The sequence below is a fragment of the Ensifer sp. 22460 genome, from assembly GCF_052044935.1.
In the GTDB taxonomy this organism is placed as follows: Bacteria; Pseudomonadota; Alphaproteobacteria; order Rhizobiales; family Rhizobiaceae; genus Ensifer.
Map to the genome: position 1 here is coordinate 1 of NZ_JBQENZ010000049.1, position 14,051 is coordinate 14,051.

The 14,051-nt window shown below is 58.3% G+C and carries 12 protein-coding genes; 4 read left to right on the forward strand and 8 right to left on the reverse strand.

The window, feature by feature from the left end; translation table 11 throughout:
• From ACTJKM_RS34710 to ACTJKM_RS34725, 4 genes are all read left to right on the forward strand, one after another.
• On the forward strand, positions 1-1,140 hold a 1,140-nt coding region (locus ACTJKM_RS34710), incomplete at its 5' end, for an electron transfer flavoprotein-ubiquinone oxidoreductase (RefSeq protein ID WP_427143636.1).
• A gap of 118 nt (positions 1,141-1,258) precedes the next feature.
• Positions 1,259-2,062 carry a MerR family transcriptional regulator gene (locus ACTJKM_RS34715; RefSeq protein WP_427143515.1) on the forward strand — a complete coding sequence of 268 codons (804 nt, stop codon included), beginning with the start codon at positions 1,259-1,261 and terminating at the stop codon, positions 2,060-2,062.
• Positions 2,063-2,312: 250 nt separating this feature from the next.
• Positions 2,313-4,769, forward strand: a complete 2,457-nt coding sequence (locus ACTJKM_RS34720) for a GcvT family protein (RefSeq protein WP_427143514.1) — start codon at positions 2,313-2,315, stop codon at positions 4,767-4,769.
• 69 nt (positions 4,770-4,838) lie between these two features.
• Positions 4,839-5,342, forward strand: a complete 504-nt coding sequence (locus tag ACTJKM_RS34725) for an SDR family oxidoreductase (protein WP_427143513.1) — start codon at positions 4,839-4,841, stop codon at positions 5,340-5,342.
• Positions 5,343-5,753: 411 nt separating this feature from the next.
• On the opposite strand, the gene ACTJKM_RS34730 is transcribed toward ACTJKM_RS34725, so the two are convergent.
• The 8 genes from ACTJKM_RS34730 to ACTJKM_RS34765 are packed head-to-tail and all read right to left on the reverse strand — an operon-like array spanning position 5,754 to position 14,042.
• Positions 5,754-6,491 (reverse strand): SDR family oxidoreductase, encoded by a 738-nt coding sequence (locus ACTJKM_RS34730; RefSeq protein WP_427143512.1) that lies wholly within the window; start codon positions 6,489-6,491, stop codon positions 5,754-5,756.
• Positions 6,491-6,934, reverse strand: a complete 444-nt coding sequence (locus tag ACTJKM_RS34735) for a MaoC family dehydratase (RefSeq protein ID WP_427143511.1) — start codon at positions 6,932-6,934, stop codon at positions 6,491-6,493. The genes ACTJKM_RS34730 and ACTJKM_RS34735 overlap by 1 nt, the downstream gene beginning before the upstream one ends.
• Positions 6,935-6,937: 3 nt before the next feature.
• Positions 6,938-7,345 (reverse strand): Zn-ribbon domain-containing OB-fold protein, encoded by a 408-nt coding sequence (locus tag ACTJKM_RS34740; protein ID WP_427143510.1) that lies wholly within the window; start codon positions 7,343-7,345, stop codon positions 6,938-6,940.
• Complete coding sequence (locus ACTJKM_RS34745; RefSeq protein ID WP_427143509.1) at positions 7,342-8,517, reverse strand: thiolase C-terminal domain-containing protein; 1,176 nt, start codon at positions 8,515-8,517, stop codon at positions 7,342-7,344. The genes ACTJKM_RS34740 and ACTJKM_RS34745 overlap by 4 nt, the downstream gene beginning before the upstream one ends.
• Before the next feature lie 3 nt (positions 8,518-8,520).
• Complete coding sequence (locus tag ACTJKM_RS34750) at positions 8,521-10,245, reverse strand: ABC transporter permease subunit (RefSeq protein WP_440661839.1); 1,725 nt, start codon at positions 10,243-10,245, stop codon at positions 8,521-8,523.
• Positions 10,242-11,789 carry an acyl-CoA carboxylase subunit beta gene (locus ACTJKM_RS34755; protein ID WP_427143507.1) on the reverse strand — a complete coding sequence of 516 codons (1,548 nt, stop codon included), beginning with the start codon at positions 11,787-11,789 and terminating at the stop codon, positions 10,242-10,244. The genes ACTJKM_RS34750 and ACTJKM_RS34755 overlap by 4 nt, the downstream gene beginning before the upstream one ends.
• Positions 11,790-11,800: 11 nt before the next feature.
• Complete coding sequence (locus tag ACTJKM_RS34760; protein WP_427143506.1) at positions 11,801-13,363, reverse strand: class I adenylate-forming enzyme family protein; 1,563 nt, start codon at positions 13,361-13,363, stop codon at positions 11,801-11,803.
• 31 nt (positions 13,364-13,394) lie between these two features.
• The gene (locus tag ACTJKM_RS34765; protein ID WP_427143505.1) at positions 13,395-14,042 is read right to left on the reverse strand and encodes a TetR/AcrR family transcriptional regulator; all 648 of its coding nucleotides are present in this window, start codon (positions 14,040-14,042) and stop codon (positions 13,395-13,397) included.
• Positions 14,043-14,051 lie beyond the last annotated feature (9 nt).

Consider the following 14,051-nt stretch of genomic DNA (forward strand, 5'->3'; position numbering starts at 1 on the left):
GCCCGCGGCATGGCGCTGCTCGGCAAATACACGCTGATCGGCGAGGGCGTGCGCGGCTCGCTCGCCAAGCAGCTGATTTCGAAGTTCGATCTGTCGAAAGACCGCGACGTCCAGAAGTTCGGCATCGGCCTGAAAGAGCTCTGGCAGGTTAAGCCCGAGAACCACCGTCCGGGCCTGGTGCAGCACTCGTTCGGCTGGCCGCTCGGCATGAAGACCGGTGGTGGTTCGTTCCTGTACCATCTGGAAGACAACCTCGTCGCGGTCGGCTTCGTCGTGCACCTCAACTACAAGAACCCATACCTCTTCCCTTTCGAGGAGTTCCAGCGGTTCAAGACCCATCCGGCCATCCGCGGCACCTTTGAAGGCGGCAAGCGGCTGTCCTATGGTGCTCGCGCCATCACCGAGGGCGGCTACCAGTCGGTACCGAAGCTGTCGTTCCCCGGTGGCGCGCTGATCGGCTGTTCGGCCGGCCTCGTGAACGTGCCGCGCATCAAGGGCAGCCACAATGCGGTGCTGTCTGGCATGCTGGCGGCTGACAAACTGGCAGAAGCGATCGCGTCGGGCAGGGCCAATGACGAGCCGGTCGAGATCGAGAACGAATGGCGCCAGACCGATATCGGCAAGGACCTGAAGCGGGTCAGGAACGTCAAGCCGCTGTGGTCGAAATTCGGCACGGCGATCGGCGTGGCACTCGGCGGTCTCGACATGTGGACCAACCAGTTGTTCGGTCTGTCGCTGTTCGGCACGCTGAAGCACGGCAAGAGCGATGCGCAGAGCCTCGAGCCGGCAGCAAAGCACACGAAGATCGATTACCCGAAACCCGATGGCGTGTTGACCTTCGATCGTCTGTCCTCGGTGTTCCTGTCGAACACCAACCACGAGGAGGATCAGCCGGTGCATCTGCAGGTCAAGGACATGAGCCTGCAGAAGCGCTCCGAGCACGACATCTATGCCGGCCCGTCGACGCGCTACTGTCCGGCTGGCGTCTACGAGTGGGTGGAGAAGGACGGCAAGCCGGTCTTCGTCATCAACGCGCAGAACTGCGTGCACTGCAAGACCTGCGACATCAAGGACCCGAACCAGAACATCAACTGGGTGCCGCCGCAGGGCGGCGAAGGCCCGGTCTATCCGAACATGTGAATCCGTGCTGAAATCCTTCAATCGAGCCGCCGACTGTGTGCCTTTGGCAAATCGCGTGGTTGCAGTTTGCGGAGCAGTCTCGTAGCACTCAACTGTGAGATTTCGAGCAAGGAAAGCCATGAGCAAACAGTATAAGGTTTCAGAGTTGTCTGCTGCGACCGGTGTGCCGCCGGCGACGCTTCGGCTTTGGGAGCAACATGGGCTCATCGTTCCAACACGGACGGCCAGTGGCTACCGGATGTACTCCGAGGATGACTTCGCCCGCGTACATCAGATCGTTCGCTTGAGATCCGTCCAAGGCCTGAATCTTGCAGCGATCAAATCTTCACTGGACGGAACGGATCTGGTCTCCCAGGAAACAGGAAGCGAAAACCTTCCGCCTCCGAGGCTCGGGTATGAGATCCGGCGGCTGCGTCGCGAAAAGGGTCTGACGATAACGGCGCTTGCGAAGGTGTTGGCCGTGTCCTCGTCGGTGATAAGCACACTTGAGCGCACGTCTCGAGGCGCCAGTGTCCCGCTGTTGCGCGCTATAGCCGAAACATTGGGCGTTACCGTGACGCAGCTCACTGCCAGCCCAGAGGAAACACCGAAAGCCGTCATAAGGAGCGGGGAGGGGCGACAGCTTCCTTCACTCGGCAAGGGCATTCAGATCAGAGAGTTAGCTTCTGGTCCGCGGATGATGGACTGTCAGGAGTGGACGCTTGAACCGGGTGCCGGAAGTGAGGGTTTCTACCGGCATGAAGGCGAGGAGTTCATCCGGGTGTTAGAGGGTAGCTTTGAGATCGAAGTGGATGGGCTAGGTCTCGCTACCTTGAACCCAGGCGATGCCATGTATTTCGAAAGTCACCGCGCGCACTCCTGGCGCTCTGTTGGCTCGAAGGCTTGTAAACTGATCTGGGTGAACACCCCCCCGACTTTCTAAAGCGATTGCCGGCGATGAACCTTCGTCCCTTGCCGGAAGGTGGGCCGAGAGATTTTTATAAACTCGGCATGATTTCTGTAGAGTTTCAGCCCTGATATGATATGAATCCTTTTCAGACGGACCGATCCCGAATGCGGGCGAGCCGGCGAGATTAAGATCTGCCATCAATGCCTCTGATCGCCGGATAGAACCATGTCCGCCAGCAGGAGCTACGAGGGCAGGGCAGGCTCCAAATCTAAAGGACACAGGAATGGATATTCCATCACAGGCCGATGTCGTCATCATCGGCGGCGGTATCGCGGGCTGCTCGATTGCCTATCATCTGACGAAGCTCGGCATCAAGGACGTTGTTCTTTGTGAGCGTCGACAGCTCACGAGTGGAACGACTTGGCACGCCGCCGGTCTTGTGACGCAGCTCCGTGCAACGCAGCGTATGACGGAACTTGCGCAATATACCGGAGAGCTCTTTGGGCGGCTCGAGGAAGAGACTGGGCAGGCGACCGGTTTCAAGCAGAACGGTTCTTTGCGCCTTGCGAAGACGCAGGCTCGCTATGAGGAATTGGCACGTGGTGCGTCGATGGGGAGAAATTTCGGCCTGCCCGTCGAGGCCATGACCGTTGATCAGATCAAGGAGCGTTGGTCTCCGATCAGCACTGAAGGGCTCGTGGGTGGTTTCTGGTTCCCCAATGACGGCCAGGTTAATCCTGCCGACGTGACGATGGCCTACGTAAAGGGAGCTCGCCAGGGCGGCGCCAAGATCCTCGAGAATATTAAGGTTACACAAATCCTCACCGAGAGCGGCAAGGCTGTCGGCGCAATGACCGAGCAGGGGCGGATTTCTGCCAAGAAAGTGGTCATCGCAGGTGGGATGTGGTCCCGTGACCTCGCAGCTCAAATCGGCGTGACCATTCCCTTGCATGCCGCAGAACACTTCTATGTGGTGACCGAGGCTATCCCAGAGCTGCCGCGCAATCTTCCGGTTATGTTCACAGCCGATGAGTGGGCTTATTACAAGGAAGATGCCGGCAAGCTGCTAATTGGCTTCTTTGAACCCGGAGCGAAACCGTGGGGTCAGAACGGCATATCCGAGAGCTTTTGCTTCGATACGATCCCCGAGGACTTGGAGCACATCAGTCCATACCTTGAGATGGCCATGGAGCGCGTTCCTGTCCTGCAGGAGACTGGCATCCAGCTCTTCTTCAACGGTCCCGAAAGTTTCACTCCGGACAATCGCTACCATCTTGGTGAGACATCGGAAATCGACGGCCTTTTCGCCGCGACCGGCTTCAATTCCATCGGGATCCTTTCATCAGGTGGTGTCGGGAAGGCAATGGCATCATGGATCGCTGAAGGTCGTCCGCCGGTCGAACTGCTGGATGTCGACGTTCGCCGAACGCAATCGTTTCAGCGAAACAAGAAGTATCTTGCCGACCGCTCCGTCGAGACCATCGGCACGCTGTTCGACATGCATTGGCCGGGGAAGCAATTCGAAACCGCGCGAGGCGTTCGCCGCTCGCCGTTCCACGACCGCCTGTTGGCATCAGGTGCGTTCATGACCGAACTCGCAGGATGGGAGCGCCCTGGCTTCTATGGCACAGAGGACGAGCTTGCCAACATCGAATATTCGTATTCAAAGCCGAGCTGGTTCGACAATGTCGCGGCTGAGTGCGCCAACACAGCCGAGAATGTCTCACTCTTCGACCATAGCTGCTTTGTCAAATATATAGTCGAAGGCCCTGACGCTTTAAAGTCCCTGAACTGGATCAGCGCGGCTGAATGTGATGTGCCGATTGGGAAGGTTGTTTACACTCAGTGGCTGAATGAGAACGGCGGTATCGAGGCCGACGTAACGATCACCCGACTGGCGGAACAGTCCTATCTGGTCGTCACGGTGGCTGTTTCTCAGCGACGCGATATTGCTTGGTTCAAGCGACGCGTGCCTGTAGGCGCCCAAGTATACATTACAGACGTTACCTCGGGGCTTGCGATGCTCGCGCTGTGGGGACCGAAGTCCCGCGACCTGCTCGCGAGTGTCTCCTCCGATGATTTCTCGAACGAGTTCTTCCCGTTTGGCACGAGCCGCGAGGTCGATCTTGGCTACGCGCGCGTCCGTGCCAGCCGGTTGACGTTCGTCGGCGAATTGGGCTTCGAACTCTACATCCCGAGCGAAATGGCGGCACATGTCTATGATGTTCTGATGGAAGCCGGACAAGATTTTGGGCTTAAGAACGCTGGGTTCTTCGCACTCAATTCGATGCGAATGGAGAAAGGGTATCGCCATTGGGGCCACGATATCGGTGAGGAGGATACGCCGTTCCAGGGGGGCGTTGCTTTCACCGTTGCGCTGGATAAGCCAGGCGGGTTTATCGGCCGAGACGTTTTGGTACGCCAGAAGGCCGAGGGCACTTTGAAAAGGCGGCTTGTGCAGGTGAAAGTCTCTAATGAGACCGGGGGCACACATCCGATGTTGTTTCACTACGAGCCGCTTATTCGTGACGGCATCATTGTAGGGTCGATTATGTCGGGAGCGTACGGACACCGCGTCAAGGCTTCGCTTGGTCTTGGATATGTCTCGTCCAACGAGGGCGTGACCAAGGAATGGCTGGCAAGTGGCAAATGGGAGGTGGAGGTCGCGATGAAACGCTACCCAATCGAGGTCCAACTCGGCGCTTGGTACGATTCACGCAGCGAGAAGGTGAAAAGCTAGTAGACGGTTGTGGCTGGAACTTACATGTTCCAGCCACACCTATTGACCACGACCTGAACGGACACCTCGATGACGAAGGTTTTAGTTCTGGGAGCCACCGGTCAAACCGGTCGTAAAGTTACGGAATGTCTCCAAGCAAGGTCGGCAGTAGACGTAATCGGCGCGTCTAGGCGACCCCATGGTTCCGGCGGACGGGCGTTCGATTGGAATGTTCCTGAAACCTGGAAAGCAGTTCTTGCGAACGTTGTCTGCGTCTACCTTGTCAAACCGAACGCCTATGGTGCTGTGGACGTTGAAGCCACGGTGGCAAGCTTTCTGGACGACGCAAAATCGGTCCGGCGCATCGTGCTTTTGTCAGGCATCGCGGCTGAAACTCGGAATGAAAATCTCGACGAACGGCGCGTCGAGCGGCTGATCGAAACCTCGAGATTCGAGTGGACGATTTTGCGCCCCATTGGTTTATACAGAACTTCTCCGCCCCCGAGTACTTCCTTCCGAAGTTACGCGACGAGGGCGAGGTTGGGGTGCCTACTAAGGGTTGGCCAACTGCGTTTGTCGATACCCGCGACATAGCAGACACGGCGGCGACGGTCCCTAGAGGCAGGGCATACCGGCAGATCCTACACTCTACCGGTCCAATCGCCCACACATGGCACGAGGCGATACAAGCGATCGTGAAGGCGGCGGGTCATGAAATGTGGTACGTTGACGTCGATATCGAGGAGCATCTGTCCGGCCCCGCCTATTCAGGTTTGCCGAACCAGGCCATGGAGCATCACCGTGCTGTGCATGAGTTCATGTGCAGCAAGAATTCCTCGGATATATCTGGTGCGATTGAAACTATTCTAAGCCCGCCCTCTCGTGCGCTACACCAATATAACCGCGAAAGCGTCCATCTGCGGCGACGTGAAACAACCCGATCCAAATTCCCAATGCGACCATCAGACCGTTGAGGTTGATGGTCGCATTGGGATGCATTTCAATTCAAAGAGCAGAGCCGCCGTTCACGCCCAGTACCTGGCCTGTCACGTAGCTAGCGTCGTCGGAGAGAAGGAAAACAATCGCCGAGGCGATTTCCGCCGGACTGGCCTCGCGCCGCAGGGGGATGCTCTCAAGCCATCCTTGGCGGATTTGCTCCGGAACAGCTTCAACCATCGGGGTTGTAGTTGTTCCCGGAGCGACAGCATTTACCCGAATACCGTTACGTGCTTGCTCGATTGCAACGGTCCGCGTCAGGCCGACCAGACCCGACTTCGCCGACGAATAGTTCGACTGGCCAAACGCGCCCCACCGAGCTTCGGACGACAGGTTTACAATCGAGCCACCGCGACCAACCATCAAGGGCACGATGGCCTGGCACCCGAGCCACGCCCCTTTCAGGTTGACGTTCAGGACCACATCCCAATCGTCCTCGCCCATCTTTAGCAAGGACTTGTCACGTGTCAGGCCGGCGTTGTTCACAAGGCCGTCTGCTCCGTCAAAGGTTTCCTTGATCTTGATCGCGGCTTGGGCCCAGCTTTCGCGATCCGAAACATCGAGCGAGACGGCCAACGCACGGGCGCCGGATGCGTCGATTTCCCTGGTCGTCGCTGCTGCGCCATCAAGGTTACGGTCCGCAATCACCAAGATCGCACCTTCCTCGGCCAGGCGGATAGCGGTCGCTTTACCGATCCCTTGCGCGCCGCCCGTTACGACCACGACTTTGTCCTTTAAGCCACGCATCAGCCTCCACCTCCGATAAGATATCTGTTGTATCCGTCCTGCACGATCTCGCCCCGTTGGTTGCGGATCGCGACCTCCACTTCGACCACACCGCGCGACGGGTCCTTCGAGCTTGGGCGTTTCGATTTCACGACGTAACGCTGGCAAATCCGGTCGCCCGGTAGCACCGGAAGAAGCATCCGCCGTTGTGTTTCCAGGAAGCCGAGAATTTTCCACGCCGAAAGCTCTGTGCAGTTCAGGCCCTCGCCGATCGAATGAACGAGTAGTCCGTGCGCGATGCGGGAAGGGTATTTGGTATTTTCGCGAACCCATTCTTCATCCATGTGGAGCGGGTTGAAGTCCCCGCTCAAGCCGGCGAAATTCACGATGTCAGCTTCCGTTATGGTCCGGCCGGCGGACTCGTATTCCGCGCCTTCTTGGATGTCGTTGAACACGGTTTCCATTCGTCAGCCCTCCACGAAGCAGGGCATTTTTACGCCGGGATGAATTTCACGGAACACGACCTTGAGGGCCATATCGCACTGGATTCTTTCGATCGGTGTATCGACGACCCAGCTTGTGATACGGGCACCCTCTTCCAGATCGACAATCGCGATAACGAACGGCGTTATCGCCGCAAATTCCTTGTGGATTGATCGCTCGACGACGGTGAAGGAATAGAGAGTGCCGCGGCCCGTGGCTTCGGCCCACTCCGGCTCTCGCTCTGGAAAGCCCGCCACGCGGGCGCGAGGGTACATCTGTGCCGCGCCGGTAAGCGGATCCCTTTGAATGAGCAGGACATCCCTGCTAGCCGCCTCGAACCAATGCTTTGAGAGAGCATTGTGGACAGGATGGACAGAGGTCATTTCAATCATTGTTTGCCTCCAAGAATGAGAGTGGCCGTGGCTGAAAGCCAGCCGCCGGTACCGTTGATGAGGCACAGATCTGGGGAAGCAAGTTGAAGGCCGGGGCTTTCGCCTCGGAGCTGGCGTACTGCCTCGATTGTCGCAAACATGCCGCGTCTTCCCGCGTGGTTCGATGAAAGGCCCCCACCATCCGTATTGATTGGGAGCCGTCCGCCAGGCGCGATCCCACCTTCGGAGATAAAGTCGCCCACTTCACCCTTGGGAACAAAGCCGAGGGCCTCGAGCGTGAGAGCGACCGTGATCGTGAAAGAATCGTAGATCTGCGCAACATGGATTTCTTCGGGTGTTAATCCAGCGGTCTGGAACGCCCGCCGGCCCGAATGTTCAGCGACAGTGGTGGTCATGTCGCACATCTGGTTCATCTGGCCGTGGCTGATCGCTTCTCCGAAGCCCAACACAGAAGGCCCGCCTCGGCGCGTGTCGCGTGCACGGTCCTTAGACGTGACGACGATTGCACCGCCCGAGTCGCTGACGACGCAACAATCGAGTTTGTGAAGCGGCGACGAGATCATCGGAGAGGAGAGGACGTCATCGATCGTGATAAGATCGCGGTACATCGCCTCCGGATTCAAATGTGCGTACCGGCGCGCTTGAACGGCGATTTCGGCGAGGTGTTCCGACTTGAGTCCGTACTGGTGCATGTATCGCGTCGCGGCCAACGCATAAGCGGAAATTGTCGAAACTCCGTACGGTACCTCGAACTCGCCCGGTCCGGTCTGCCCGGTATTGAAGTCGCTTGCGCTCAGAGGCCATGAGCGGCCGGATGAGGCGTATGAAACGACGACTGTGTTGCAGAGACCGGCCTTGATCGCCGCGACGGCGTTGCCGACATGGCTCAGAGCTGCGGCTCCTCCGATATCGGTGCTGCACACCCAAGAGGGGTTGATACCCACGTATTCGGCGATCTCGACGGCATTCAGCTGCCAGCCCGCTTCGGAGGGAAACGAGGCTGCCGTAGCGAAACCGTCGACGTCAGCAATCGTCAGACCGGCATCGGCAAGCGCCCCGGCGATCACCTCAGAGTGGATTTGGTAGGGATGGACGCCAGGCGCCTTTCGACGCGGGGACTCAAAGGCTCCCACGATTGACGCGGAGCCGCTTGGAAAACGTTCGGTTGCCATGAGCTAGGATCTCACTTTTGTAGCACTTCGACTTGTAGTGAAAGATTTTGCGGCGACGATGATTGTGCCGATCAAGACCGGTGCGATGATGATTGTCGCGACAGCTGAGACCGCCGGAGTGATGCCGCTTCGAAGGAAGGAATAGATCGTGACTGGCAGTGTTTTATCGAGTTCCGTCTGGAACATCGCCAGCACAGCCTCGTCCCAAGACGTCACGAAGGAGATGAGGAACGCGCCAACGAGCGCCGGCATGGCGAGCGGCACGACCATATCCCAGAAGGCCCTGGTACTGCTCGCACCCATCGACCAGGCCGCTTGCTCGATCGAGATATCGACGGCAGCAAGTGCATTGGCCAGCACGAGGAACACAAGTGGCAAGCAAAGTACGGCATGAGCGACGACTAGTCCGAAGTCGCTGCCCAGCATGCCCAGCCGACCTTGGACGTCATAGATTCCGATACCGAGTAAAATGACCGGAACGATCAGAGGCATAATGGCGGCCATCTGAATGGCTGACTTGAGCGCCGCAGACTTTGAACGCGTCCCGACCCTGGCGAGCGCGAGGCCGCAGAGGGAAGCGAAAACTGCCGTCATGACGCCAACCCTGATGCTCTTGAGGAACGCATCGATCCAGATCGATGACGTCAGAGCCTCGATGAACCACTTGGTACTGAAGCCAACCGGTGGGAATTGAATCTGCGTGGTCGGAGTGACCGACGTCGGGATGACGACAAGGAGCGGTAGGATCAGCAGAATGAGATCGAAGACGAGCACCACGACGCAAATACTGGTCACCGGAGTTGGTCGAAGGGGGGCGCGGGCTGAAGCGCCGCGCGAGCCTTGCTGGACCGGCGAAAGCATTCCCTTACCCCCTACCTTAAGTGCCACGGCATATCCAACGATCGAGACCGCCAGCAGGACGATGCCCATCGCCGCTGCCTTGCCCCACTGGTAGTTCTGGACCTGCTGCTGGATGAAGATCGGGATGGTCAGATTGTGCGGACCGCCGAGGATTGCCGGTGTCAGGAAGAAGCCAAGCCCCAGGACGAAGACCAGCACGCTTCCACCCAGCAGCGCCGGGCGGACCTGCGGGAAATAGATGTCGAGGAAGACACGACTTTCAGATGCGCCCATTGTTCGAGCGGCGGTGAGAAGCGAGGTATCGATCGACATCATCGCCGAAACGAGGATGAGAATTAGATATGGCAGCAGGTAGGCGACCATGCCGACGATCGTCGCGAACGTGTTGTACAGCAGGGGAAACGGGCCAAGCCCGAGCGCTCCAGCAGCGGAATTGATGATGCCTTGCGTACCGAGGATGGTGGTGAAGGCAAATAATCTCACGATGATCGATACCCAGAACGGCATAAGCACGAGGACCATCATCAGCGATGACAAACGCCGGGAGAGGCGCGAAATCACGTATGCGGCCGGAAATGCCAAAAGCACCGTTGCGATCATCGACACGAATGCGAGCATCACGCTGTGCAGCGCTACCTGACGCAACAAATCGTCCTGGACGATCGCTGCGTAGTGGCCAAAGTAAAGCGGCTCCGAAAAGCTCGATCGGCCCTTTTCGTTCAGGCTGCGCATGATGATCGTCAAGAGCGGCCAGCCCAACGATAAGGAGAGGACGAAGATTGCTGGCAGTAGCAAGGCGAACTTCGTTGCGGCGACGCCGACATGACGTCTTTGCCCGGCAAGGGAGGTAACTGAAACGTACCTCATCCACTTCGACCTTCCTGCGGCATGCGATATGCGAGCCTGAGGAGTCGCGCGAGATATTTGCGCGTGTCTCGGGGATCGATCATTTCTTCCGCGCCGAAGTTTTCGACAGCCTTCCAGATCGATGTCTGTTCTTCGAACCGTTTCGTCAGCTGCGCCTTTAAAGCCGCTCGTTCCTCAGGCGGTGCAGCTTCCAGTTCTGCTCGGAACGCCGCTTCGACGCCGCCTTCTATCGGCATGTCGCCCCAAGCCGCGCTTGGCCACACGAGCCGCAAGCTCAAAGGATTGCGGCTTCCTGTCGCCACGCCGCCGAGGCCAAAGGACCGACGGACCTGTACCGTTATCACGGGCACCTTCGCTTGCTGGATTGCCCGAAGCGCCATTGCGCCAAACGTCAGGACACCTGCTTCCTCCGCCTTCGGCCCTACGAGGAAGCCCGGAACATCGACGAGATATGCGATCGGAATATGAAATCGGTCACAGAGCTCGACGAACTTGGCCTGCTTCAGAGAAGACTGCACATCCAGAGATCCGGCGACGAACCGCGCGTCCGAAGCCAGGATCCCAATCGTGTGACCTTCGATCCGGGCCAGGCCAGTGCGAAGCGAACGACCGTAGTCCGGCGCGATTTCGAAGAACGTGTCCTGGTCTGCGATGCACCGTATCAGCTTGTGAACGTCGTAGGCGCGTCTCAAACTCGGAGACACGATCGAAAAGAGCTCGTTCTGATCATTTTCGGCCCAAGTCTCAATGACTGCCGGCCGGCGGCTGACATTGTCTGGCAGGTATGAGAGGACCTGACGGACTTGAGCAAGCGCCACATCCTCGTTTTCGGCAGCGTTGTCAATCAGACCAGATGAACGGGTATGGATCGCGACGCCACCAAGGGCGAACTTGTCGATCTCCAAACCAAGGGCCTGCTTAACCACGGGAGGGCCTCCGGCGAATAGACACCCGTTGTCCGAGGTCATGACGGAGAAGTGCGATATGTGCGCTCGGGCCGCAGAGCTGCCGGCGGTAGGGCCTAGCACGGCAGCCAGAACGGGGACTTGTTGCAGCAACTCGAACATAGGATAGGTGGGGTTGGCGGACTGCAGTTCCGGATAGCCGATCTGATCCTGCAGAAGGATGGAGCCACCGACCCCGTTGATCAGCATGACGAACGGGATTTTGTAACCGATCGCAAATTCTTCGATGAACCCGCCCCAACCGCCCTTGTAGCGCACAAGGTGCACGCCCGCGCCGCCGCCTTCAACACTGAAATCTTCCGCGCCGATTGCCACCGGGCGACCGTCGATTTCGCAGAGGCCGCAAACGAACGTAGGTGCGAGGAGAGAGCCATCCTCGGTAGGTGTGGTCACGAAAGTCCCGATCTCGAGAAAGCTGTCGGGATCCGCGATTTTGGCAATCCGTTCGCGTGCCGTGGAGCGACCGTAGCGATGCTCGCGTGCAATCCGGTCTGGTCCGCTCGATGCGAGCGCGATTTCGCGACGACGATCCAGTTCTTCCAGCAAAGCCTGCCATTCAGGACTAATGTTCTGGGTCATCCCATTCCTCCTCAGATTGCTAGGATCTTGGCGCAGATGCTCGCCAGTTCCTTCTTGTCGACCTTTGTTGCATTTCGGATAGGGAAGCTGTCGACGAAGACGATGTGTCGCGGCTTCTTGTAGGATGCGAGCTTCGTAAGAAGAAACGCCATGATCTCTTCCTTGGAGATGGTCCCTTCCTTCCGTGGCACGATCGCGGCGCAAACCACCTCTGTGAACTCCTCGTCGGGAAGGCCGACCACAGCGACGTCGATGACCGCGGGATGCTGGCGTATGACGTTCTCGATCTCCGCAGGGTAGATGTTCTGTCCCTTCGAGATAATGAGGTCCTTGCTACGTCCGACGATGCGGATCCAGCCCTCGTCGTCGATGGTCGCGAGGTCGCCGATCCTGAGCCAGCCGTCACGCACCGTTTCCGCATCGAGCTGGGGAGCGTTCCAATAGTTGTTCATGACCGCCGGTCCAGCTGTCCACACGTCCCCTACGCCTCCGGGAGGAACCAAGTTTCCGTCGGCGTCGAGGAGCCGGATTGACTGGCCGGGAACGCACCGACCGACCGATCCAGGGTGAAGATCGATATCGTCGCCATCAATTAGCGTTGGGAGACCGCATTCCGTGGAGCCGTAGGCGATCGCCAGATGGATGTGGGGCCAGCGTCGACGCGCTTCAGCGATGAGCGCGGGGGGGCAATTTTCACCACCCGTGTACCACCATTTCATGGACTGGAGGGGCAAGGGCTCGCGATCGTCTGCTTCGATCATATTGCGGAACATGGACGGGAAGATAAGGGCGTGCGACACGTTCCACTTCTGGATAAACTCGCCTAGTCGCTCCGCGCTCCATCCGCGGCTCGGCATTATGGCGACGGTTCCGCCGACGAGGAACGTCGGGATGGAGCTCTCATTCAACGCAGCCGTGTTGTACATCGGCGCATTGAGAAGCATGACCGTCTCTTGGTTCATCTGCTTGAAGATGCTGGCCTGCTGCATGGCACACCATATGACTGCGAGCGAACGCATCACGACGCCCTTCGGCTTTCCCGTCGTCCCAGAGGTGTACAAGATCATTTGTACGTCATGTGGGATCGCAGAGGCCAGGGACGGACAAGCATCGGCGAAGGCCTCATACGCAGATCCGCCTGCATTGGCCTCAAGCACGACTAGTTTTGGGCCGTTTGCTATAGCCCTCGACGCGTCCTCGGCTACGGGCGAGGTCTCAGTTTCCACGAAGAAGAGCTTAGCGCCGCTGTCATCGAGAATTGAGGCCACTTCGCTGGCGGTTAGCCGGAAACTCACGGGTACGAACACAAGACCGGCGAAAGCGCAGGCGAAATAGAGCTCGAAGATTTCGCCCCGGTTATAGAGCATCGAGGCAACGCGGTCGCCAGTCTGAAGCCCAGCCGCTCGAAACGCGCCGGCCAGCTTCAGCGCTCTGGACCGTAATTGCCCGTAGGTAAGCGCACCGTGCTCCCAGACGAGAGCGAGCTTTTCCGGCTGGTGCAAAACCTGAGGACCCGTATCGCCGAGAATAGAAGATACTGTCCACCCGAGGGTAGAGGAAATAACATTCGACATGTGCGTTCCCGTTTATGTGTACTGTTGCCCGCTATGCGGAGGCATACCGGGTAGGCGGCGCTGGCTCGCCTTTGTCACTCGACGACACTTCGGTTCCCAGTCGACGTATCCAGTATCTGATAGGCGACTGTTCCCGAAGTTGACTCATCACCCGCGGATCAAGAAGCGAGTGAATGCTCAACCCGTCCGCGAGACCGACAAGGTCGGCCGCCACTCTTTTCGGCTCCAGGTCCGGGGGCAGATCACCGTGCGCTTGCGCCTGACGAATGGCCCGTGTCGCGGACTTTCTCCATCCCACGAGATAGCTCTCAAGCTCCTGCCTCAAATCAGCTTCAGTCATGCCTTCGGCATAGAAAAAGAAGAAGATTCGGCACAGCGCAAGCCGACGCTTGTCCAGGGGAATGCTGCCTTCGAGGATTTGCTCGAGGGCAGCGATGCCCTCCAGCGTATTTATAACGCGCGTATTATGTTCGCCAAGGATTTCGGCGGCTCGGCGCAATCCGCCAAGGAGAAGATCCTGACGATTTTTGAAGTAGTGGCCGATGACGCCGGTGGACCATCCCGAACGATCCGCAACCTCCCGGATGGTGGCCGCCGCTATGCCGGCCTCCGAGACGACATCCAATAGAACGTCGCAAATCTGCTTTCGTCGTTCGTTGTGATCCACCAGGCGAGGCATGTCATTCTT

Coding starts and splice junctions, on each gene's coding strand:
- ACTJKM_RS34715 (WP_427143515.1), top strand. CDS start 1,259: ATGAGCAAACAGTATAAGGTTTCAGAGTTGTCTGCTGCGACCGGTGTG.
- ACTJKM_RS34725 (WP_427143513.1), top strand. CDS start 4,839: ATGACGAAGGTTTTAGTTCTGGGAGCCACCGGTCAAACCGGTCGTAAA.
- ACTJKM_RS34750 (WP_440661839.1), bottom strand. CDS start 10,245: ATGAGGTACGTTTCAGTTACCTCCCTTGCCGGGCAAAGACGTCATGTC.
- ACTJKM_RS34745 (WP_427143509.1), bottom strand. CDS start 8,517: ATGGCAACCGAACGTTTTCCAAGCGGCTCCGCGTCAATCGTGGGAGCC.
- ACTJKM_RS34735 (WP_427143511.1), bottom strand. CDS start 6,934: ATGGAAACCGTGTTCAACGACATCCAAGAAGGCGCGGAATACGAGTCC.
- ACTJKM_RS34765 (WP_427143505.1), bottom strand. CDS start 14,042: ATGCCTCGCCTGGTGGATCACAACGAACGACGAAAGCAGATTTGCGAC.
- ACTJKM_RS34755 (WP_427143507.1), bottom strand. CDS start 11,789: ATGACCCAGAACATTAGTCCTGAATGGCAGGCTTTGCTGGAAGAACTG.
- ACTJKM_RS34760 (WP_427143506.1), bottom strand. CDS start 13,363: ATGTCGAATGTTATTTCCTCTACCCTCGGGTGGACAGTATCTTCTATT.
- ACTJKM_RS34730 (WP_427143512.1), bottom strand. CDS start 6,491: ATGCGTGGCTTAAAGGACAAAGTCGTGGTCGTAACGGGCGGCGCGCAA.
- ACTJKM_RS34720 (WP_427143514.1), top strand. CDS start 2,313: ATGGATATTCCATCACAGGCCGATGTCGTCATCATCGGCGGCGGTATC.
- ACTJKM_RS34740 (WP_427143510.1), bottom strand. CDS start 7,345: ATGATTGAAATGACCTCTGTCCATCCTGTCCACAATGCTCTCTCAAAG.